Below are 21,062 nucleotides of genomic sequence, written 5' to 3' on the forward strand. Positions count from 1 at the left end.
AGTTGGTCATACGCAGACTCAATGATTGCTTAATCTGGCACCCATTCTGATAATGCGAAGTGACCGACTCTGGGTGGTCGGTGTTTGCTTTGCTCACCAGACCACCTCTGACACTCGGCAATGAGGGAGTGAAAAGATGAACAAGCGTAACTGGTTACTGGCGCTATCACTGATGTTGGTGTTGTCGCCCAGCCATGCCGATTGGGAGAAATTGAAGGCTGCGGCCTCTGACCTAGGTACCGCGGTGAGCGAGACCGGCAAGGAGGTCTGGCAGGACGTCAGCGATTTCTCCCAAAAGAGTTGGGCATCGATCTCTGCGTGGGGTGAAAATGCGTTCAACACCGCGGGTGTCTGGACCGACAAGAGTATCGCGACCGGTAAGGGGTGGCTTAAGGTTGCCGACAAGAAGCTCGATGAAATGTTGGAGCCCAAGACCCCGCAAGAGGCACGGCTAGCCCTCAATACCATGGCCGATACAGCACTGGTGCGGTTGTTCAATGAGCAGCCTTCAGCCAAGTTGTTGTTTGACAATGCGTATGGCTATGCGGTGTTCGATTCGCGTAAGTTCTCCTTGATGCTCCATACCAATCAGGGGGCAGGGGTGGCGGTCAATCGTAAAAACGGCAAGCACACTTACATGAAGATGTTTGGTGCGGGTCTGGCTGCTGGGATTGGCGGTAAGTTCTATCAGCAGGTGATCCTGTTTGAGGACAAGACTAGATTTGATGCCTTTGTCAGCAAAGGGTGGGAGGCCACTTCCGAGATGGGGGTGGTGGCAGGTAAGGAGAGCGCCGAGCTGACCGCTAAGTACAATGGCGGTATGGCGATTTATCAAATTGGTGAGAAGGGACTGCTATTCGATGCCAATCTTTCGGGCTCTAAATATTGGGCCGATGATGACCTGAACCAATCAAACCAGTAGTTTCCCTACGTGATGGTATGTGATGGCTTAACCTGATCCGTTAGCTCGGTTGCGGTTAAGCCAACTGTCAGCAATGCTCTTTTGGGGCATGCCATTGACCTTGTGGTTCCTTCCCATTGTTTGAGTTTCAATTGAAACAAAAAGTGGCTACGCAGCAACATATGCAATGTTTTGGCATTCTAATTGCTTACTGTTGACCAGCGTCAATGAATTGTCGGGGGATCAAATATGGAAATTAACGCAAGTAATCTTATGCAAGAGATGCAGGCACTAAAAATTGAAGCCGGCGCCACACCGTTTGAACCATCCACTCGCCAAGTTACCTCTGATTTTGGTCAATTACTGCAGCAAGCCCTGAGCAATGTTAATGAGATGCAGGGAGCCGCCAATGATTTACGTACTCGTTTTGATACGGGTGATAAGTCGGTTGATCTGGCAGAAGTGATGATCGCAGGCCAAAAATCGTCTATCGCTTTCGAAGCAACAGTACAGGTACGTAACAAGGTGGTTGATGCTTACAAAACCATCATGAACATGCCGGTGTAAGAATTGACTGTTGGCAATTAACTAATATGGCGAACGGCTTATGAAGGATGAAGGTACGACAGCCCTTGATGAGAATGAGCAGAAGAGCTCAGCACTTGGGTTTTTGTCCAACACCGATATGCTGCGACAGATCACCTTGATCTTGGCATTGGCCATCTGTTTGGCTATCGCAGTGTTTATTCTGTTGTGGGGAAAAGAGCCAGAAATGCGGCCTCTGGGCACCTACAACACCCAAGAGCTAGTCGCGACCCTCGATTATCTTGATCAGCAACAGATCCCCTACCAGGTGGATGGTAAGAGTGTGTTGGTCAGTGCTGAAAAGTACGCTGATATTCGCCTACTACTGACACGTGCAGGGCTTGCGACTAGTGACAATGTAACCAACGATGGCGAGGCTATTTTATTAAAAGACTCTAGCTTTGGTGTGAGTCAGCGAATGGAGGGAGAACGTCTTAAATTAAGCCGTGAGCGGCAGCTATCCAGCGCCATAGAGCAGTTTCAGAATGTGGCTAAAGCACAGGTATTACTTGCGATCCCAAAGGATAATGTGTTCGCCCGCAATGAGCGCAAACCTAGTGCGACAGTGGTGTTAAGTCTTAAAGGCGTTGCTCTTGGGCAAGGAGAGGTTGACTCCATCGTCGATATGGTCGCGTCTGCCGTTCATGGTTTAGAGCCGACCCGAGTCACTGTGACTGACCAAAATGGTCGTCTGCTTAACTCCGGATCTCAGGACCCACTGTCTGCCCAGACGCGCAAAGAATTTGCTATGCAGCAGAAGCAGGAGCTTGAATACAAACAAAAAATTGATGCGATCCTGATCCCAGTACTAGGCGCTGATAACTACACCGCAGAAGTGGATCTCTCCCTTGATTTTTCTCAGCAAGAACAAACTCGTAAAACTTACAACCCAGACTTGCCAGCCGTACGCTCTGAAATGACGTTAGAAGAAAATAGCGCCAGCGGGAGCAATGGTGGGATACCGGGCGCACTCTCTAACCAGCCTCCCGCCGCTTCGAATATTCCAGAGCAAGCAACGGGAGGTGAAGGTGGTAGCTCTGCTAGCGCAGGCCGCTCCCGTAAAGAGGCTACGCGAAATTTTGAACTGGATACGACCGTTAGCCATACCCGCCGTCAGATGGGTGGTATTCGACGCATGACAGTCTCGGTTGCGGTTGATTATAAGTCCGTCCCAGGTGCAGACGGCGCAACTACCCGTGAAGCCCGTAGCCAAGCTGAACTTGATACTTTACGTCGTTTACTCAGTGGTGGATTGGGATTTGATGTGACGAGAGGCGATACCCTTGAGGTTGTTGCAATCCCGTTTAATCGTCCTGAACTTGATTCCGTCGCGGAGTCACCGATTTATGAACAGGCTTGGTTCTGGCGTGCGGTACGTATCGTTGCTTCCGTGTTAGTGATCATTGTGCTGATCGTCATGGTGGTGCGTCCGATGCTGAAACGGTTGCTGTATCCAGATGCAAAATCCTCAGGAGATCTTGATTTAGACAACAGTATCGTACTGGGTGGCGATGATGACCTTAGTTTGTTGGCGGCACAGTCAGAGTCTGAACCTATATTTGGTCTGCGGGATGGACAGCTGAAGCTACCAGATCTCCACCGAGATGAAGATTTGCTAAAAGCGGTTAGAGCGCTGGTTGCAAATGAGCCAGACTTGGCAGCGCAGGTCATTAAAGAGTGGGTGATCAATAAAGATGGCTGACGAAAATAAAAGTCAAGTGACAGGCAATGATATGACCGATAGCCAGCGCCAGCTCCTCGAACAGATGAGTGGCATGGAGATGGCTGCGGTATTAATGCTGAGTCTCAATGAAGATGATGCGGCACAGATTTTTCGCCACCTAGAGCCTAAGCAGGTACAGCGGCTGGGTATGTCGATGGCATCGATGTCGGATTTTAGCCATGACCGAGTTGCCGCAGTCCATCGCCAATTTATCGATGATATTCAGAAGTACACCAACATTGGTATCGGTAGCGAAGACTTTGTACGTAAAGTCTTGGTGGCTGCGCTAGGGGAAGACAAAGCGGGTAATTTGGTAGATCAAATCATCCTCGGCTCTGGTGCCAGAGGGTTGGATTCACTGAAATGGATGGATGCACGTCAGGTCGCCAGCATTATTCAGAACGAACACCCGCAGATCCAGACCATTGTGCTCTCTTATCTCGAACCGGAGCAATCTGCTGAGATCCTAGGTCAATTCCCAGAGCAGGTACGACTCGATTTGGTGATGCGGATTGCTAATCTCGAGGAAGTGCAACCCGCGGCGCTGCAAGAACTCAATGACATCATGGAGAAACAATTCGCCGGTGCGGCAGGTGCTCAAGCGGCCAAGATGGGTGGCCTGAAAGCGGCTGCAAACATCATGAATTATCTCGATACCAATATCGAAGGTCAATTGATGGATGCTATTCGTGAATCAGATGAGGAGATGAGCCAGCAGATCCAAGATCTGATGTTTGTGTTTGAAAACCTCATTGATGTCGACGATCGCGGTATTCAGACACTGTTACGTGAGGTTGCTGGTGACTTACTGCAGCGGGCTCTTAAGGGGTCTGATGACCAAATGCGTGAGAAGATCTTTAAGAACATGTCTAAACGGGCAGCCGAGATGTTGGCAGACGACTTGGAGGCCATGGGGCCAATCAGAGTGTCTGAGGTTGAAGCTGCTCAGAAAGAGATCCTCTCTATTGCTCGCCGTTTAGCTGATGCCGGTGAAATTATGTTGGGCTCGGGTGGTGGTGAGGAGTTCCTCTAAATCATGAGTAACAAACTGCGAAGCTATGTACGTCTCAGTGGTGATGATGCTCAGGTCGAAACATGGGGTTGGCCTGAAATCATGGCAGAAAAAACAGCGGAGACGAATGCTCTTGGTCTCGCCTCTGACTGGTATCAGCAAGAGGGTACAGAAGTTGAGGGACCACCTGAACCGACACCACCACCTAGCATCACCGCTGAGGAGCTGGATGCTATTCGTCAGGCTGCTTGGGAAGAAGGAGTGGCTGAAGGCCATGCCGTTGGCTTTGTGCAAGGGTTGGAGGAGGGGAAGCTTGAGGGGTTGCAGCAAGGTCATAGCACTGGGCTTGAACAGGGTAAAGAGCAAGGGCTAGCCCTGGGGCGAGAGTTGATTGATGAGCAGATGAGTCATTGGCAGTCATTGCTTGATCGTCTCGCTAATCCTCTTGCTGCGTTAGATCATGCAGTTGAACAACAGCTGATTACCTTGGTACTTCAACTGGCTCGTGCGTTGATTCATCATGAAGCTGAGACATCACCTCGAATCTTACTTGCAGCGCTCAAACAAGGATTAGCCCTGTTGCCAGCAGCCGAGAAGGGGGTAACGTTGATGCTGCATCCTGATGATGTTACTCGAGTGGAACAGGCATTTGGTCTGGAAGAGTGTGCTAAGCGTCATTGGCAGCTGCGCAGTGATCCCACCCTCTCTTTGGGGGATTTGCAACTGGCGACTGAGCTTTCGAGCATTGATATGGTTCTATCTGGGCGCATTGATCAACTATTACGTCATTTTTTGCGAGACAATGCCTCAATGAGCGCATCCTTTGATACGCCATCAGCGCACCCTGCCGAACAGGACTCTCATCCCTAATCAGGCTGTGGGTACTTGTCGATTTTCTATCTTCTTGGAGGCAAGATGAGCGGCTTGTTACTGAACCGATTACAGAGGTATCGGGTATGTGACAGTGCACCTAAGCCACCAGTTGCCGGCAAATTGACTCGGGTGGTCGGATTGACCCTTGAGGCGATCGGTTGTCGTGCTGCGATCGGTGCTCTGTGTCGTATTGATACCCTTGAAGGTACATTGGAGGCTGAAGTGGTAGGCTTTTCTGGTGATCGCCTTTATCTGATGCCAAGTGAACAGCTTAAAGGCGTTATTCCCGGTGCGCGCGTGGTTCCTATCACTGAAGAATATGGTATTCCAGTTGGCATGAGTCTGTTGGGACGCGTCATTGATGGAATTGGTCAGCCGCTTGATGGTCTGGGTCCTATCCTTTCCTCTCAAACAGTGCAGTTTGCCCAACATCGTATCAACCCACTTTCCCGTCGCCCAATCCATCAGCCCATGGACGTTGGTGTGCGCGCTATTAACGCCGTCCTGACAGTTGGACAAGGACAGCGAATGGGACTTTTTGCTGGGTCGGGGGTGGGTAAATCGGTACTACTTGGCATGATGACACGCGGTTCAGTTGCGGATGTTGTTGTTGTGGGCCTGATTGGTGAACGGGGTCGAGAGGTAAAAGAGTTTATAGAAGAAATATTAGGTGAAGAGGGACGTGAGCGTGCAGTCGTGGTGGCCGCTCCTGCTGATGCGTCGCCATTAATGCGGTTGAAAGGGTGTGAAACAGCGCTGGCGATTGCAGAATATTTCCGCGATCAGGGGCTCAATGTATTGCTGCTGATGGATTCATTGACTCGCTATGCCCAGGCTCAGCGGGAAATTGCATTGGCGGTGGGTGAACCACCAGCAACTAAAGGCTATCCCCCCTCAGTCTTTGCCAAATTGCCGGCACTCGTTGAACGTGCAGGTAACGGTAGCGATGGTCAGGGTTCGATTACCGCTTTTTTCACCGTGTTGACCGAAGGCGATGATCTGCAAGACCCTATTGCAGATGCGGCTCGAGCAATTTTAGATGGCCATATCGTATTGTCACGGGAGCTGGCTGATGCTGGTCACTACCCTGCTATCGACATCGAAAAATCGATCAGTCGGGTGATGCCAATGGTGACCTCCTCTGAACACATGACGTTAGCGCGTACGCTTAAACAGTTTTACTCCTTGTATCAGCAGAATAGAGATCTCATTAGCATTGGCGCCTATAGCCAAGGCGCAGATCCTCGGATTGACCGCGCTATTATTCAAAAACCTTTTCTGGATCAATTCTTGCAGCAGGGAATGCGAGAGGTCATTCCCTACGACGATGGCCTACAAGCACTACAAATGGTCGCCATGCCATTGATGCGCTGATGAAGACCAGCCAGAGGGATAGTGATGAGTAAAGGATTAATATTATTGGCTGATCGACTGGTAGAAGCAGAGCAGCAATGTGCCTTAGCACTTGCCAAAGCGCAGCAGGATCTTCAGTTGTTTATGGAGCAGCAGCAGGCTCTTAATCAATATCGTCAAATATATCACCAGCAATGGACGGATCGTGGTCTGCAGGGCATTAATGCCCAACAAAACAGTCAATTCCACGCTTTTATTAACAAACTCGAACTAGCTGCGACCCAGCAGTATGAAGGCGTTCTACAGGTACGCCAAGCGCTAGAATTGCGTCGTCAAGAGTGGTTGGCTGCGCAGCAACGTCGTAAAGCAGTAGCGTTGTTGTTGGAAAAACAGGCAAGTCGAGCACAGCAAGTCGCATTGCGCCAAGAGCAAAAAATGCTAGATGAATACGCAATACAGCGTCGATTCTCTCAAGCTGGCCTGTAATTTGCTAGAGAACATATATATGCGCTATGAGTCTATGAGCTGATAGGCCAAATACACGTTATTGTCAGGGACATAATAATGATGCAGACCCCATTAATCCCAACCATCCAAGCCTCTGACAAGAGCAGCATAAGCACTATTATCATCTCTGAGCAAGCTGGGGATGCGAAGTCTGCCTTTGCGAGCCTGATGGCCGAAACTCAGCAGATTGATACAGCATCCTCACTTAAAGTAGATGACTTAGGTGTTCAGGCTTGTCCCTCCGTTTTAATAGGTATCTCTCACAATGAGAGTGTTAGCGCAAGCAGTGCAACGATAAACGTCACTGGCGTTAACCAAGAAATGTTAACGGGTGAGTTTGCTGACAATAATTTGGCGAGTGAGCCAGTGATAAGGGGGGAAAGAGGTGAGTGCTTGGTTACGGGAGGCAAAGTTAATAAAGTTCTGTCCACTTCTGCCCATGAATTATCTGATGATAAGCACGATGACGATAATGCTACGAATCTTTTTCTACTCCATCTTCAAGATTCTCTCGCTCAGGATACCTCGCTAGTTTCTCCTCGACTGGTGCAGCATGAACTTCCGAGTGATGGCAATAAGTTGCCGTTAATGCAGACGGTTGATTTGTCTGACGTCGAGTTAGCAAATGATGATTCACATATACAAGAGGAGGCAGCAAGCCTGTCTAATCAAGCGACTGCGGTTGCTAATCATGTCGTAACTACAGCTTTGTCTGACGTAATGCCCAATGGGGGTGATGATTTGAGTGAAGCATTATCAATAGAGCCTCCAGCCATCGAGTCTGCTGTTGTTGATACCCAATCTGCGTTATCTATGGGACGCGCCACAGGCCCTGCTGAGTTGCCCAAAGATAATGCCCCTTTGCGTGTGGCTTTAGAATTCTTCGATAACATGCCATCTCTTGAGGCAACCTCATTATCAGATAAAGAGCCGCCGCAGCTGCAGCGTACTCAATCTAAAAGTATACAGGTTTTACAAGAGAGTAAGCCTTTAGCGTATTCGTCCATTTCGTCAATGATGGGAGGTGCTAAAGAGCCAGTAAGTGAAAAAAGTCAGGTCGCTCCGACTTCGGGATTGGATATTTTAGCTGATATACCGCCAACGTTAGAAAATGATGGCGTCAATTCTAAAGAGAATGCTCCTGTTGAGGTGAGTCAGCAAAAGTTGACCAAGGATGTTATTAAATACGCTTTAACAGAATCCACGCCGGAAGTTCGGCTAAGAAGTCCTGCTAGCCCAGAGATGACTCACGAAACTGAAGAGCATATTGTCAATGCAGGTATGGATCCCTCTATTGATGGCAAAGGTGATATAGAGAGTCAGCGTACTATTGTCAGTCGAGGTCCCGCAGTATCTTTAATGAATACACCACCAGTAATCGGTAATATATTAGTTAATGATCCTGTATTAGCCGTATCGTCATCCGTATTTGTGCAAGCACAAGCCCATCATGCCCAGGCTGCTATGGCCGCACCATCTGCCAGCATTAAACTTCAAGGAGAGGCGGTAATCGGTGAGGTATTTAAGGATAAATTAGACATAAAGCAAAAAATGGCTGAGCTAATAAAAACCGGTCCATCAGTAGAGAGTACTAGCCAGATCGAGCAGAATCAGATAATTCCTCCATCAGCGCAAACATCCCCCCCTGCCTCTATTAATAGCAGAGAGTTGGGGCCTCTTGAGATGATGACCCGTCGTGAACCGCAAGGGCTGCCACACCTCAAACTGGCGAGTTCAGATGCGCCTGCTGAATTACATCAAAGAGTTAATGTTATGCTGGCTGATAAGTTACAACAGATTGAAATTCAATTGGACCCCATCGGCCTTGGTAAAATGAAAATTCAAATTCAGATAAGCGCCGATCAGCAGGCTAATGTCCAGTTCGTGGTGCAGCACAGCCAGACTCGGGAGATGTTGGAGCAATCAATGCCTCGCTTGCGCGATATGCTGGCTGGACAAGGCATTCAACTTGGTCAGACTCATGTGCAGCAGCAGCAGCAGCAGCAGCAGCAGCAGCAGACATTTACCGGACAAGGCCAGCATGAGCAAGGGCGTGGGCATCATGGTCGTGATGGTCATGTTGATGGAGCTTCTCCTTCTAGTTTAAAACACCATGTTGACTCAAGGCTCCGTTCTGGAATTGATTACTACGCTTGATCTATGACTCATTAACTTCATGATAAGAAACAACTTTGATACTGGGATGGATAACCGATGGCAGATGATAACGAATTGATGTTGAAAGACCCTGCAGCAGGTAAAAAGAAGAAACTGATTATTATTGTGATCTTAGCTGTTGTTATATTAGTCGGAGGAGGAATAGGTGCTTGGTTTATGCTTTCAGGCTCTGAAACTCAGCCAGAGAGTGAGCAAACCGGAGAAGCAACACCAGCGGCTGTGGTGCCAGAGCCCTCTTTGTATGTCGAGATGCCACGTCCATTCGTATTCAATGTGGCAGGAGCACAACGGGATCGATTGGTACAAATAAAGATTCAGTTGATGGTACGAGGTACTGCAGATGAGGCACTGGCTAAGCAGCATATCCCATTGATAGAAGGTACTTTGTTACGGGTATTTAGCCTTGCGAGTGTTGAGCAACTGATGACCTTTGAGGGGAAAGAAAAATTGCGAGTAGATTCATTGGAAGAGTGTCGCAGAGTGTTAAAAGAGCTCACCTCTTCCACCGTCATTGAACAAGTGCTGTTTACCGGCTTTGTAATGCAGTAGTAGGTGAAGCGTGAGCGATCTGTTAAGTCAGGATGAAATTGACGCCCTGTTACATGGTGTTGATGATGTGGAAGAGGAAGAAGTTGGCGCTACTGGCAATATTGGTGTCGGCCAATTTGATTTCTCTTCCCAAGACCGTATTGTTCGTGGCCGCATGCCAACATTAGAGTTGGTAAATGAGCGTTTTGCGCGTCACATGCGGATCAGCCTGTTCAACATGATGCGTCGTACTGCCGAAGTCTCTATCAATGGTGTGCAGATGCTCAAATTTGGTGAGTATGTCCATACCTTGTTTGTACCCACGAGTCTCAACATGGTGCGATTTAGACCACTCAAGGGCACAGCACTTATTACAATGGAGGCTCGGTTGGTCTTCATTTTAGTTGAGAACTTCTTTGGGGGTGATGGCCGCTATCACGCCAAAATCGAAGGGAGAGAGTTTACGCCGACCGAGCGGCGAATAATCCAGATGTTACTCAAGCTCGTGTTTGAAGATTATAAAGATGCTTGGGCTCCAGTGATGGATGTCGGGTTTGAGTACCTTGATTCTGAGGTAAACCCTGCAATGGCTAATATTGTTAGCCCTACTGAAGTCATTGTGGTTAGTTCATTTCATATCGAGCTAGATGGTGGTGGAGGAGATTTTCACGTGGCAATGCCGTACGCCATGCTTGAGCCGATTAGAGAATTGCTCGATGCAGGGGTGCAGAGTGACAAAGGAGATACAGATGTCCGTTGGAGCAAGGCATTACGTGATGAAATAATGGATGTCAAAGTGGAGCTACAGGCCAAGTTATTGGAGATTGAACTCTCTTTACGCGAGCTAATGGAGCTTGAGCCCGGCGACATTATTCCGATTGATATGCCCGAGCATTTATTAGTACTAGTTGAAGACTTGCCTACTTTTCGCGCCAAAATGGGGCGAACAAGAGACAATGTGGCCGTTAAAATTACAGAGAAGCTCAAGCGCCCAGAAGGGATTAAAACAGAGATGCATAGGGTTACTCGCAGAGGCGTTCGTATTGATGGCGAAGCTGAGTTAGAAGAACTAGAGCGTGGTATAGAAGATCAAAAATTATAGTCGGTGATAGATATTAAATTTTTGCGACGAGATAGTAATTAAAAGGAATCGAAATGAGTGGAACCGAAGAAGAGGATGTAATGGCGGATGCATGGGCTGCCGCATTGGAAGAACAGGTCGTATCCGATGCTAAGCCTGCTCCTCTTGAGGAGTTGAAAGATGATGCTCCTATCAATCCAGATGAACGTCGTAAACTTGATACTATCTTGGATATTCCAGTCACTATTGCTATGGAAGTTGGTCGTTGCCAAATAAGTATTCGTAACCTGTTACAGCTGAACCAAGGCTCGGTTGTGGAGTTGGAGAGGGTGGCTGGTGAGCCACTAGACGTTCTCGTTAATGGAACACTGATAGCTCATGGTGAGGTGGTTGTAGTAAATGATAAGTTTGGTATTCGCTTGACAGATGTTATTAGTCAAATAGAACGGATAAAAAAGCTCAAATGATGCGTCTGGTGCTAATAATAATACCTGTGCCTCTATATGCTGAGGTTGGCAATTCGGTGAGCTCACCTAGTTTGAGTTCTTGGTTATTGTCCAGCATGATGGTAATCGGTCTGATCCTTATACTGGGGATTATACTCAAGAAGAGTAAAATAGTTACCATTATGGGGAGTGGGCAGATGAAAATAATTGCCAGCTTGCCATTGGGTTACAAAGAAAAACTACTAGTGGTCAAAGTTGGCGAACAGCAATTTTTGCTTGGTGTGACGCCTCAGCAGATTAATTTTCTCTATCGTTTAGAATCACAGCTTAATGAGGATGAGCCTCACGCATTTTCTACCCAATTGAGCAAGTTAATGAGTAAGCATGAAAAAAGCTAACAGAGTATTGTATTATCGGTGGCCATTCATTGGCTCACTATTTCTCATTTTGTTTATGCCCTTAGCTGTAGCTCAAGATGGCATGTCTGCTGTAACCATAAAAACAATGGCAGATGGGAGCCAAGAATATAGCCTGACATTACAAGTGCTGGCATTGATGACAGCGCTGTCATTTTTACCAGCGATGGTCATTATGATGACCTCTTTTACTCGTATTGTGGTTGTGCTTGGTATTTTGCGTCAGGCCATAGGTCTTCAACAGAGTCCATCTAATCAGGTGTTAATCGGTATTTCCTTGTTCATGTCGTTTTTCATCATGTCACCAGTTCTTGATCGTATTAACAATGAAGCGCTGCAACCTTATCTCTCTGAGAGCATTCAAGCCCAAGAAGCATTGGAGCGGGCAAAGCTCCCTATTCACCAATTTATGTTGGCTCAGACTCGAATCAAAGATCTTAATACATTCATGGAAATCGCAGATGTACAGATAGATAAACCTACTGATGTGCCGCTACGAATACTGATCCCAGCATTTGTCACTAGCGAGTTGAAGACGGCATTTCAAATTGGTTTTATGTTGTTTTTACCGTTTTTGGTTATTGATTTGGTAGTGGCAAGTATTTTGATGGCGATGGGTATGATGATGCTCTCACCTATGATCGTTTCTCTACCTTTTAAGTTGATGCTGTTTGTTATGGTTGATGGCTGGAATTTGATCCTTGGGTCACTGGTCAGTAGCTTTGGATTAGGTGTTAGCTAAATGAGTCAGACATGAAGGAGCCTGCAGCATGAGCCCTGAAACGTTTGTCGATGTTTTTCGTGAGGCTCTTTGGTTGGTCAATATCATGGTGAGTGCAGTGATATTACCCAGTCTTGCTATCGGACTTTTGGTGGCAATATTTCAGGCCGCTACCTCCATTAATGAACAGACCTTAAGTTTTTTACCCCGTCTGATCGTTACTTTATTAGCGTTAGGGTTGGGGGCACATTGGGGTCTTCAAAGCTTAATGGACTTTTTCCTGCTAATGGTCAGCCAAATACCTGAGGTGGTTGGGTAATGGCATCTCAAGCGGAGATGTTTGTGGAGTTAGACCAGTGATTTACACCACAGGTCTACTTATGGAGTGGCTTTCTTCCATTGTTTGGCCATTAGCACGGGTTAGCAGTTTATTAATGGTTATGGCCGTTTTTGGTAGTAGGCTTGCTCCAGCTAGAATTAGGATTGGCTTAGCTCTGTCTATTACGCTCTTGATCTCATCGGTTTTGCCAAAAATGCCGTCGGTTGAACTTTTTTCCCTCGCCAGCTTTCTCGTTCTTGCCCAGCAGTTGCTTGTCGGTATTGCCCTTGGTTTGATGACCCAATTTTTGATGGAAAGCTTTGTTATGGCTGGTCAAGTGATTGCGATGCAGACCAGCCTAGGGTTTGCCACCCTTGTTGATCCTATGAATGGTCAATCTGCTCCTGTTGTCGGTCAGTTTTACTTGATGTTGGCGACATTGGTTTTTTTGGCACTTGATGGCCACTTAATAATGATACGACTGATAGTACTCAGTTTTGAAACGCTCCCAGTTTCTGAACAAGGTATTCCCCTGCCTGCAATTCGTACTTTGGTTGGCTTTTTAGGTGTTATGTACCAAGCATCCTTGATGATGGCTCTTTCGGCAATCGTTGCCCTATTACTGATTAATTTTGCATTTGGTGTTATGACGCGTGCAGCTCCTCAGCTTAACATTTTCAGTATTGGATTTGCTGTCAGCATGATGTCGGGCCTATTGATTCTTTGGCTAACTATTGGTGGATTTCTTGGTCACTTTGACCCTATGTGGGAACGAGTACAAGAAGTCAGCTGCCAGTTGATCGATACCCAATGTTTTGGAGGTGCGAATGGCTGATAACGATCAGGAGCGTACGGAACAGCCTACGAGTAAACGACTACAAAAAGCTCGTGAAAAAGGGCAAATTGCTCGTTCCAAAGAATTGGGTACAGCAAGCGTATTGCTGGCGGCAGTATTTGGTTTGCTGATGCTCAAGGGATCGTTGGCTAGTGCTATGGTGAACGTATTGACCATGGGTTTTACCTTGGAACGGGAGCAAGCATTCGATCCTAACGCCATGATCGGTATGCTACCTAATCTGTTAGAGCCGTTAGTATTGCCATTAAGTTTACTCTTTTGTTTAGTGGCTATTGCCGCATTTATTGGTAATACCTTGATGGGCGGGATGAACTTCTCAACGGAAGCAATGTTACCTAAGTGGAGCAAACTTAGTCCTCTTCGCGGTCTTAAACGTATGTTTGGTGTGCAGTCGTTGGTGGAGTTGATTAAATCTATCGCTAAGGTGCTATTCATCACTTTATTTGCTTGGTGGATGCTATCTAGCCAGTTTGATCATCTGCTTAATCTCTCCATGGAAGGATTTCCTGGGGGGATCATCGATGCACTTGAGTTATTTCTGTGGATGTTAATTATGCTTTGCTGTGCCCTGATTCCGATTGTGGCTATCGATGTGCCTTTCCAACAATGGAATCATATGCGTCAGCTGAAGATGACTAAGCAAGAAATAAAGGATGAATATAAAGATAGTGAGGGTAAGCCTGAAGTGAAGGGGCGGATCCGTCGCTTACAAATGGAGATGGCCACTCGCAGAATGATGGGGGATGTGCCTAAAGCCGACGTCATTATCACTAACCCGACCCATTATTCGGTAGCGCTACAGTATGATGCAACTAAACCAGGTACAGCCCCGAAAGTGCTTGCTAAAGGGGTCGATGAGATCGCAATGAAGATTAGGGAAATAGGTCGTGAGTACGACATTACTATTTTGCCTTCCGCTGCACTGACTCGTGCCATTTACTACTCTACTGATATCGGCCGCGAAATTCCTGAAGGATTATTTGCTGCAGTGGCTCAGGTGCTTGCGTATGTTTATCAGCTCAAAAAGTTTCGCCGTGGTCGTGGCCATAGGCCTACCCCGTTGGCGGCAAAGTTACCAATCCCTCCTGAATATCAGAAATGACGAAGTTCTGACGCTGCAAAATAAAACCATATGAAATCAATGTAATATCATTTTGGCTCGATGTTTGCTTAAGCTCACTATTGGCTGGTTGACATTGAGAGCGATAATGGAATTCAAGGCATCTTTGAGCCGATTTAAAGAGTACAAATGGGTACTTGGGAAAGGGGTTGGGACACCGTTATTAGTCTTAGCCTCTCTGGGGATGGTTGTACTACCTATTCCCCCCTTGATGCTTGATATTCTCTTTTCTTTCAATATTGCACTTTCTATTGTTGTGCTGCTTGTCGCTGTTTATACCCGTCGACCGTTAGAGTTTGCAGCTTTCCCGACTGTTTTGCTGATTGCGACCTTACTCCGTTTGGCTCTAAACGTTGCATCTACTCGAGTTGTGCTATTGGAAGGCCATAACGGTAGTGCAGCCGCAGGTCACGTGATTGAAGCCTTTGGTAATGTTGTCATCGGCGGCAATTATGCAGTGGGTATCATAGTTTTCATTATATTAGTGATCATTAACTTTGTTGTCGTCACGAAGGGGGCAGGACGGATTTCAGAGGTAAGTGCTCGGTTTACATTGGATGCAATGCCTGGCAAACAGATGGCAATTGATGCTGATTTAAATGCAGGCTTAATTAACCAAGAAGAGGCGAAAAAACGTCGCCAAGACGTCACGCAAGAAGCTGATTTCTATGGTTCTATGGATGGCGCCTCTAAATTTGTAAAAGGGGATGCTGTGGCTGGCATCATGATCTTATTTATTAATATTATCGGCGGATTCATCATTGGCATGGTGCAGCATCAGCTTAGCTTCACTGAGTCTGCTCAAATTTACACATTACTTGCTATAGGGGATGGACTAGTTGCCCAGATTCCATCATTACTCCTTTCTATTGCGGCAGCAATCATTGTGACTCGGCAAAATACAGACCAAGACATGGGAACTGCTGTACTCGGCCAGTTGTTTGATAATCCGAAAGCTCTGGTTATTTCTGCTGGTATTTTACTGATGATGGGTCTTGTGCCTGGTATGCCGCATTTTGCTTTTTTAAGCTTGGGGGTTATCTCTGCAGCAGGATCTTGGTGGTTATTCCGTCGCGAGAAGCAAACTGCTACCAAAGCTGCTAAAGGAGAGCTAATGCCGCCTAACGCTGATCAACACCCTAGTGAGCACAAAGATTTAAGTTGGGATGATGTGATGCCTGTCGACATCATCGGGCTAGAGGTGGGTTACCAACTTATTCCATTGGTGGATCGTAGCCAGGGTGGTGAGCTACTCAATCGCATTAAAGGGGTTCGCAAGAAGCTCTCTCAGGAGTTTGGTTTCTTGGTGCCAGCTGTCCATATACGAGACAACCTAGAGTTGGCTCCTAATCAATATAGGATCACATTGATGGGGGTTAGTACGGGTGAGGCTAATGTCTATTACGATAAAGAGATGGCCATTAACCCTGGGCAGGTATTTGGTCAATTGCAAGGTATTACCACTCAAGATCCAGCTTTTGGTCTAGATGCAGTATGGGTTTCGAAAGATCAAGTTTCTCACGCACAAACATTGGGATATACAGTGGTTGATGCAGCCACCGTTGTGGCAACTCATCTTAGCCATATCCTCTCTAATAATGCAGCGTTACTACTTGGTCATGATGAGGTTCAGCAGTTACTTGATATGATTGGTAAGCATCAAAACAAGCTTGTTGAAGGTCTGGTCCCAGAAGTTATTACTATGGGCAATCTATTGAAAATATTGCAGAATTTGCTCAATGAAAATGTTCCTATTCGTGATATGCGTACAATCTTACAGACCTTGGTTGAATATGCGCCTAGAAGCCCAGACCCAGATGTGCTGACGGCAGCCTGCCGGATTGCACTGCGTCGTTTAATTGTTCAAGAAATTGCTGGGCCAGCCCCAGAGTTACCAGTAATCACATTGGCACCAGAGTTGGAACGTATATTGCATCAATCTCTGCAGGCGGGTGGGGGTGATGGTGCTGGTATTGAGCCTGGGCTAGCGGAAAGGATGCAGCGTTCACTGGTGGAGGCGACTCAGAGGCAAGAGTTAGAAGGTCAGCCTGCAGTGCTTCTGACGTCGGGGATACTACGTAACACTCTTGCCAAATTTGTCAAAAATGCGATTCCAGGGTTACGGGTTTTGTCTTATCAAGAAGTGCCTGATGATAAGCAAATTCGCATAGTCAGTGCGGTGGGGCAGAACTAGGTAATGGAGATGACGGGTGAAAATTAAGCGTTTTTTTGCCAAGGATATGCGAACAGCCTTGGCCGAAGTCAAAGAGACTCTCGGTCCGGACGCCGTCATTATGTCCAATAAAAAAGTGACTGGTGGCATTGAAATTGTCGCGGCTGTTGATTATCAATCTCAAGTTCCTGAACCCAAAGATATACAGACTCACCGTCAATTAAACAATGAAAGTGTCAATATTTCGCCTGCTAGCCGCCAAGTTACACCTCCTGTAACTGTGTCTACTAATGAGCATTATGCTGATACGTTAGCGGCTTTGCTTGCTCGTCAACAGAAGTTGAATCCTACAGCTGAAGGGAATCAATTTGCCGCATTACCATCTGAATCTAGAGCTCCAAGAACCCTAGCTGAGCAAGGGCAATGGGTTACTCCATCGATAGAGCAAGTTGCTAGGCCTAAGTCCAGAGTTCCTCATATCAGCCGACCTCCTCAGCCTGTTCAAGAGGAAATGGAGGCCGTACGCAAGGAAATGGTCAGTATTCGTAAGCTTTTAGAGCATCAGATATCTGGGTTAATGTGGCAGGAGGTCGAGCGCCGCGAGCCTATGCGCGCTTTGCTGATCAAAGAACTCCAAAAAATGGGGTTCGACGACGGATTTTCAGATCAATTGGCGGGCCTTGTGCCTGAGGATATGTCTGTGCATCAAGGAATGGCGCAATTGGCGGAAGTGTTGACTGCGCAGCTTAAAATTAGTGAAGACGAAATTTTACGGCAGGGTGGTGCCGTTGCATTGCTCGGTCCAACAGGTGTCGGTAAAACGACCACCATTGCGAAACTAGCTGCACGTTTTGCCATTAAATATGGTGCCGATCAAGTTGCGCTTATTACAACAGACAACTATCGGATTGGTGCTAATGAACAATTACAAACCTACGGCCGAATTATGGGCTGTCCTGTGCGTCAAGCAAAAGATAATGAAGAACTTGCGAATGCATTATATCAATTTCGACATCGTAGGCTTGTGTTAATTGATACAGCTGGTGTGGGGCAACGGGATATCAGGCTTAGCGAGCAGTTAGATACCTTAGTTAAAAATGCCAAAGTACATATTCGAAGCTATCTAGTAATGTCTGCCACATCACAGCGTCGAGTGATGCAAGAGGCGGTTGAGCATTTTCGTCGAATTCCTCTGAGTGGTTGTATTTTAACCAAACTCGATGAGAGTTTGAATTTGGGGGAAGTAATAAACGTATGTATCCAAAATGCTTTACCTATCAGCTATATCACCGATGGTCAAAGAGTGCCGGAAGATATCCAAGTTGCCAATGCAGCGCAGTTAGTCGGAGCTGCGATGGGCTCGCTTGAGCGAGAAACAGAAGAGCCTTATTTTTGGGGCACAGGCTTTGGCGAGGCCGAAGATTCGGAGTTCTATGAATAATATGTATATAGATCAGGCGAGTGGTTTGCGCAAAATGCGTCAAAATAATCATGTAAAAGTGATAGCCGTGTCTGGTGGTAAAGGGGGGGTGGGGAAGACTAATGTTACACTCAACGTAGCGGGTTCCATGGCAGCCCAAGGTAAACGTGTAATGGTGTTGGATGCCGATCTAGGACTGGCTAATGTCGATGTTATGCTCGGCTTACGAGTACATCGTAATCTCTCTCATGTATTGGCGGGTGAATGTACACTTGATGATATTATTGTCGAAGGACCGTACGGCATGATGATTGTGCCCGCGACATCAGGCACTCAGTCAATGGTTGAACTCTCACCTGTGCAGCATGCCGAATTAATTCGGGCCTTTAGTGAAATGAAGACCCCAGTTGACATATTGTTGGTAGATACTGCTGCTGGCATCTCTGACATGGTATTGAGTTTTACTCGTGCGGCTCAAGATATCATGGTTGTTGTGTGTGATGAGCCTAGCTCCATTACTGATGCGTATGCACTTATCAAAATATTATCAAAAGAATATGGTGTGTTTCGTTTCAAGGTTGTAGCTAATATGGTCCGTAGCTTACGAGAAGGGCAGGAACTGTATGCTAAGTTGACTCGAGTCACAGACCGTTTTCTCGATACCTCATTAGAGCTTGTTGCTTGTGTCCCGTATGATGCCAATCTGCGTGCGGCTGTGCGTAAGCAAAAACTAATAATTGAGGCTTTTCCCAAATCTCCAGCGGCATTGGCATTCAGGTCATTGGCTAATAAAGCTGCAAGTTGGCCTCTTCCTAATCAGCCTGGTGGTCATCTGGAATTTTTTTTAGAAAACTTATTGCAAAAGCCGGTCATCGCACAGGAAGGTTCCCGTGAATAAAGCCCAAGCGTACTTGCGTCATCAGGATTCCTACGTATTGGTTGAACGGCATGCTCCACTTGTTAAGCGGATTGCTCAGCATCTACTTGCACGGTTGCCAAGTAGTGTTTTACTCGATGACCTCATTCAAGCAGGTATGATTGGTTTGCTGGAGGCGTCACGCAATTTTGATGGTAGTAAAGGAGCTAGTTTTGAAACCTATGCAGGTATCCGTATTCGTGGGTCCATGCTAGATGAGATTCGCCGAGGTGATTGGGTTCCTCGTTCAGTTCACCGTAATAGTCGTACTATTGCTGAGGCTATAGAGAATATTGAACAAACTCATGGGCGAGACGCTCGCGATACCGAAGTCGCAGCTCACATGGGGATACCTCTTCACGAATATCATGCCATGTTGCAAGATGTATCTTGCGGTAAGATTATTGGCATAGAGGATCTTGGTGTTAGTGAAGATGTAATTAGTGCTCCTGATCACGTTAATGGTTCAGGATTTGATGATTTGGCTGCAGCTCGTTTTCAAAGTGATCTGGCAGAACATATTAAACGTTTGCCTGAGCGAGAGGCTCTTGTATTATCCCTTTATTATGATGAAGAGCTTAATTTGCGAGAAATAGGTGAAGTATTGAGTGTAAGTGAGTCGCGTGTAAGCCAGATTCATAGTCAAGCGATGCACCGTCTACGAGCTCGTCTGCGAGACTGGCATTTATAGTCCATCAGTATTGACTACACTGATATAATAACCCAGGGTGCTATTAACTGAATTAGTTTTTTAAAAAAACTTTGGTGGTCTAAACGACTATTTAGGAGGAAAATTGGACAAGAACATGAAAATCCTCATCGTTGATGATTTTTCAACAATGCGTCGTATTATCAAAAATTTACTTCGAGATTTAGGCTTTAATAATACTCATGAAGCTGATGACGGCAATACGGCATTACCAATGCTGAAAAATGGTGACTTTCAGTTTGTCGTAACAGATTGGAATATGCCTGGTATGCAAGGAATTGATTTACTTAAAGCTATCAGGCTCGATGAGAAACTTAAGCATTTGCCCGTCTTGATGGTTACGGCAGAAGCTAAGAGAGAGCAGATAATAGAGGCGGCACAAGCAGGGGTTAATGGCTATATAGTCAAGCCTTTTACCGCTGCAACACTCAAAGAGAAGTTAGACAAAGTTTTTGAACGAATAGCGTAAAAGGAGTGACAAGGATGATGGCCAAAACGAGTGCGGTTATTTCGCTCGAACAGGCAAAAAACCTTGTCTCTCACTTGGTGCAAGGTCATTTTGACCTAGCTGATGAGCTTACCGCAGTGATCTGCGAATCTAATACAACAGGCTTGTTTTCTAAGGTGGGTCTGTTGACCCGCCAATTGCACTCTTCATTAGAAGACTTCAACTTTGATCCGCGAATTCCTGATTTTGCTCTGCACGATATACCTGATGCTCGGGAGCACCTTAGCGATATCATTAATATGATGGATAAAGCAGCGAATCGTGAAATGGATTCACTAGGGGGTGATCTGCCGATGGCTGAGCATCTTAATGATAATATCCAGATGGTTATTCCTAATTGGAATGTGTCGATGACTCGTGATGTGTGCATTGGGCAGTTTAAAATACAGTGTCATCAACAGGATTATTTTATTAAGACTTCTGAATCCGATGCCGATGAATTAAGGAAGCTGCTTACTGAAATTCTAATGGCACAGGATTTTCAGGCTTTAACTGACCAAATTATTCGTAAACCGATCTAATTAGTGCAGGAAATTGAAAAAACTAGTAGAAATGTTGGTAATGTGTGGAGAGGGGATTATTGAATATTCAGCTCACCAACCTACTATCAGCGGGATTGAAGCAGAAGGCCCGATCATGAACCCTGCAACTCGCGCTGATGTGGTTAATGGTCGGGATGATGTAGACGATCTGCTCTTTAGCCTCGGATTCTAATGG

Annotated in this window: 21 protein-coding genes and 1 pseudogene; all 22 read left to right on the forward strand. The window is 46.5% G+C overall.

The features are described 5' to 3' along the window. Positions 1-136 precede the first annotated feature (136 nt). Positions 137-922, forward strand: coding sequence for a beta cell expansion factor BefA (gene befA / locus CUC53_RS00970; RefSeq protein WP_100292427.1), 786 nt, complete (start codon positions 137-139; stop codon positions 920-922). A 228-nt stretch (positions 923-1,150) separates the two neighbouring features. After that, positions 1,151-1,468, forward strand: a complete 318-nt coding sequence (fliE, locus tag CUC53_RS00975; protein ID WP_100292428.1) for a flagellar hook-basal body complex protein FliE — start codon at positions 1,151-1,153, stop codon at positions 1,466-1,468. A 40-nt stretch (positions 1,469-1,508) separates the two neighbouring features. Then, complete coding sequence (gene fliF / locus CUC53_RS00980; protein WP_100292429.1) at positions 1,509-3,188, forward strand: flagellar basal-body MS-ring/collar protein FliF; 1,680 nt, start codon at positions 1,509-1,511, stop codon at positions 3,186-3,188. Beyond that, positions 3,181-4,242, forward strand: coding sequence for a flagellar motor switch protein FliG (gene fliG, locus CUC53_RS00985; protein ID WP_100292430.1), 1,062 nt, complete (start codon positions 3,181-3,183; stop codon positions 4,240-4,242). The genes fliF and fliG overlap by 8 nt, the downstream gene beginning before the upstream one ends. A gap of 3 nt (positions 4,243-4,245) precedes the next feature. Continuing rightward, positions 4,246-5,091, forward strand: coding sequence for a flagellar assembly protein FliH (gene fliH, locus CUC53_RS00990; protein ID WP_167386643.1), 846 nt, complete (start codon positions 4,246-4,248; stop codon positions 5,089-5,091). A 45-nt stretch (positions 5,092-5,136) separates the two neighbouring features. After that, on the forward strand, positions 5,137-6,468 hold the full coding sequence (gene fliI / locus CUC53_RS00995) for a flagellar protein export ATPase FliI (RefSeq protein ID WP_100292432.1): 1,332 nt from the start codon (positions 5,137-5,139) through the stop codon (positions 6,466-6,468). A gap of 24 nt (positions 6,469-6,492) precedes the next feature. After that, entirely contained in the window at positions 6,493-6,933 is a 441-nt protein-coding gene (gene fliJ / locus CUC53_RS01000) for a flagellar export protein FliJ (RefSeq protein WP_100292433.1), read from the forward strand. A gap of 78 nt (positions 6,934-7,011) precedes the next feature. Beyond that, positions 7,012-9,111, forward strand: coding sequence for a flagellar hook-length control protein FliK (locus CUC53_RS01005; RefSeq protein WP_236757835.1), 2,100 nt, complete (start codon positions 7,012-7,014; stop codon positions 9,109-9,111). A 57-nt stretch (positions 9,112-9,168) separates the two neighbouring features. Continuing rightward, positions 9,169-9,681, forward strand: coding sequence for a flagellar basal body-associated protein FliL (fliL, locus tag CUC53_RS01010; protein ID WP_100292434.1), 513 nt, complete (start codon positions 9,169-9,171; stop codon positions 9,679-9,681). Positions 9,682-9,691: 10 nt separating this feature from the next. Then, positions 9,692-10,762, forward strand: a complete 1,071-nt coding sequence (gene fliM / locus CUC53_RS01015) for a flagellar motor switch protein FliM (protein WP_100292435.1) — start codon at positions 9,692-9,694, stop codon at positions 10,760-10,762. A gap of 53 nt (positions 10,763-10,815) precedes the next feature. Then, a complete protein-coding gene (gene fliN, locus CUC53_RS01020; RefSeq protein WP_100292436.1) occupies positions 10,816-11,208 on the forward strand; it encodes a flagellar motor switch protein FliN in 393 nt (130 codons plus the stop codon). Further along, the gene (fliO, locus tag CUC53_RS01025; RefSeq protein ID WP_100292437.1) at positions 11,205-11,585 is read left to right on the forward strand and encodes a flagellar biosynthetic protein FliO; all 381 of its coding nucleotides are present in this window, start codon (positions 11,205-11,207) and stop codon (positions 11,583-11,585) included. The genes fliN and fliO overlap by 4 nt, the downstream gene beginning before the upstream one ends. Further along, complete coding sequence (gene fliP / locus CUC53_RS01030; protein ID WP_100292438.1) at positions 11,572-12,345, forward strand: flagellar type III secretion system pore protein FliP; 774 nt, start codon at positions 11,572-11,574, stop codon at positions 12,343-12,345. Before fliO ends, fliP begins: the two co-directional genes overlap by 14 nt. Positions 12,346-12,373: 28 nt before the next feature. Beyond that, the gene (gene fliQ / locus CUC53_RS01035; protein WP_100292439.1) at positions 12,374-12,643 is read left to right on the forward strand and encodes a flagellar biosynthesis protein FliQ; all 270 of its coding nucleotides are present in this window, start codon (positions 12,374-12,376) and stop codon (positions 12,641-12,643) included. A gap of 37 nt (positions 12,644-12,680) precedes the next feature. After that, the gene (gene fliR / locus CUC53_RS01040) at positions 12,681-13,478 is read left to right on the forward strand and encodes a flagellar biosynthetic protein FliR (protein ID WP_100292440.1); all 798 of its coding nucleotides are present in this window, start codon (positions 12,681-12,683) and stop codon (positions 13,476-13,478) included. Next, complete coding sequence (gene flhB / locus CUC53_RS01045; protein WP_100292441.1) at positions 13,471-14,601, forward strand: flagellar biosynthesis protein FlhB; 1,131 nt, start codon at positions 13,471-13,473, stop codon at positions 14,599-14,601. Before fliR ends, flhB begins: the two co-directional genes overlap by 8 nt. 106 nt (positions 14,602-14,707) lie before the next feature. Further along, complete coding sequence (gene flhA / locus CUC53_RS01050; protein WP_100292442.1) at positions 14,708-16,813, forward strand: flagellar biosynthesis protein FlhA; 2,106 nt, start codon at positions 14,708-14,710, stop codon at positions 16,811-16,813. A 16-nt stretch (positions 16,814-16,829) separates the two neighbouring features. Then, positions 16,830-18,233 (forward strand): flagellar biosynthesis GTPase FlhF, encoded by a 1,404-nt coding sequence (gene flhF, locus CUC53_RS01055; RefSeq protein WP_100292443.1) that lies wholly within the window; start codon positions 16,830-16,832, stop codon positions 18,231-18,233. Between the two features lies 1 nt (position 18,234). Further along, the gene (locus CUC53_RS01060; RefSeq protein ID WP_201796699.1) at positions 18,235-19,110 is read left to right on the forward strand and encodes a MinD/ParA family protein; all 876 of its coding nucleotides are present in this window, start codon (positions 18,235-18,237) and stop codon (positions 19,108-19,110) included. Next, entirely contained in the window at positions 19,103-19,819 is a 717-nt protein-coding gene (locus tag CUC53_RS01065) for an RNA polymerase sigma factor FliA (protein ID WP_100292444.1), read from the forward strand. Before CUC53_RS01060 ends, CUC53_RS01065 begins: the two co-directional genes overlap by 8 nt. Positions 19,820-19,934: 115 nt before the next feature. Next, complete coding sequence (cheY, locus tag CUC53_RS01070) at positions 19,935-20,306, forward strand: chemotaxis response regulator CheY (protein ID WP_476692202.1); 372 nt, start codon at positions 19,935-19,937, stop codon at positions 20,304-20,306. A 14-nt stretch (positions 20,307-20,320) separates the two neighbouring features. Further along, a pseudogene (locus CUC53_RS01075) lies at positions 20,321-21,059 on the forward strand (protein phosphatase CheZ). Positions 21,060-21,062 lie beyond the last annotated feature (3 nt).

It is taken from the genome of Aeromonas cavernicola, assembly GCF_002795305.1.
Classification (GTDB): Bacteria; Pseudomonadota; Gammaproteobacteria; order Enterobacterales; family Aeromonadaceae; genus Aeromonas; species Aeromonas cavernicola.

What these genes read in the sequence shown, in the direction of transcription:
- befA (WP_100292427.1), top strand. Translation starts at nt 137, where the DNA reads ATGAACAAGCGTAACTGGTTACTGGCGCTATCACTGATGTTGGTGTTG.
- fliE (WP_100292428.1), top strand. Translation starts at nt 1,151, where the DNA reads ATGGAAATTAACGCAAGTAATCTTATGCAAGAGATGCAGGCACTAAAA.
- fliF (WP_100292429.1), top strand. Translation starts at nt 1,509, where the DNA reads ATGAAGGATGAAGGTACGACAGCCCTTGATGAGAATGAGCAGAAGAGC.
- fliG (WP_100292430.1), top strand. Translation starts at nt 3,181, where the DNA reads ATGGCTGACGAAAATAAAAGTCAAGTGACAGGCAATGATATGACCGAT.
- fliH (WP_167386643.1), top strand. Translation starts at nt 4,246, where the DNA reads ATGAGTAACAAACTGCGAAGCTATGTACGTCTCAGTGGTGATGATGCT.
- fliI (WP_100292432.1), top strand. Translation starts at nt 5,137, where the DNA reads ATGAGCGGCTTGTTACTGAACCGATTACAGAGGTATCGGGTATGTGAC.
- fliJ (WP_100292433.1), top strand. Translation starts at nt 6,493, where the DNA reads ATGAGTAAAGGATTAATATTATTGGCTGATCGACTGGTAGAAGCAGAG.
- CUC53_RS01005 (WP_236757835.1), top strand. Translation starts at nt 7,012, where the DNA reads ATGATGCAGACCCCATTAATCCCAACCATCCAAGCCTCTGACAAGAGC.
- fliL (WP_100292434.1), top strand. Translation starts at nt 9,169, where the DNA reads ATGGCAGATGATAACGAATTGATGTTGAAAGACCCTGCAGCAGGTAAA.
- fliN (WP_100292436.1), top strand. Translation starts at nt 10,816, where the DNA reads ATGAGTGGAACCGAAGAAGAGGATGTAATGGCGGATGCATGGGCTGCC.
- fliO (WP_100292437.1), top strand. Translation starts at nt 11,205, where the DNA reads ATGATGCGTCTGGTGCTAATAATAATACCTGTGCCTCTATATGCTGAG.
- fliP (WP_100292438.1), top strand. Translation starts at nt 11,572, where the DNA reads ATGAAAAAAGCTAACAGAGTATTGTATTATCGGTGGCCATTCATTGGC.
- fliQ (WP_100292439.1), top strand. Translation starts at nt 12,374, where the DNA reads ATGAGCCCTGAAACGTTTGTCGATGTTTTTCGTGAGGCTCTTTGGTTG.
- flhB (WP_100292441.1), top strand. Translation starts at nt 13,471, where the DNA reads ATGGCTGATAACGATCAGGAGCGTACGGAACAGCCTACGAGTAAACGA.
- flhA (WP_100292442.1), top strand. Translation starts at nt 14,708, where the DNA reads ATGGAATTCAAGGCATCTTTGAGCCGATTTAAAGAGTACAAATGGGTA.
- CUC53_RS01060 (WP_201796699.1), top strand. Translation starts at nt 18,235, where the DNA reads ATGTATATAGATCAGGCGAGTGGTTTGCGCAAAATGCGTCAAAATAAT.
- cheY (WP_476692202.1), top strand. Translation starts at nt 19,935, where the DNA reads ATGAAAATCCTCATCGTTGATGATTTTTCAACAATGCGTCGTATTATC.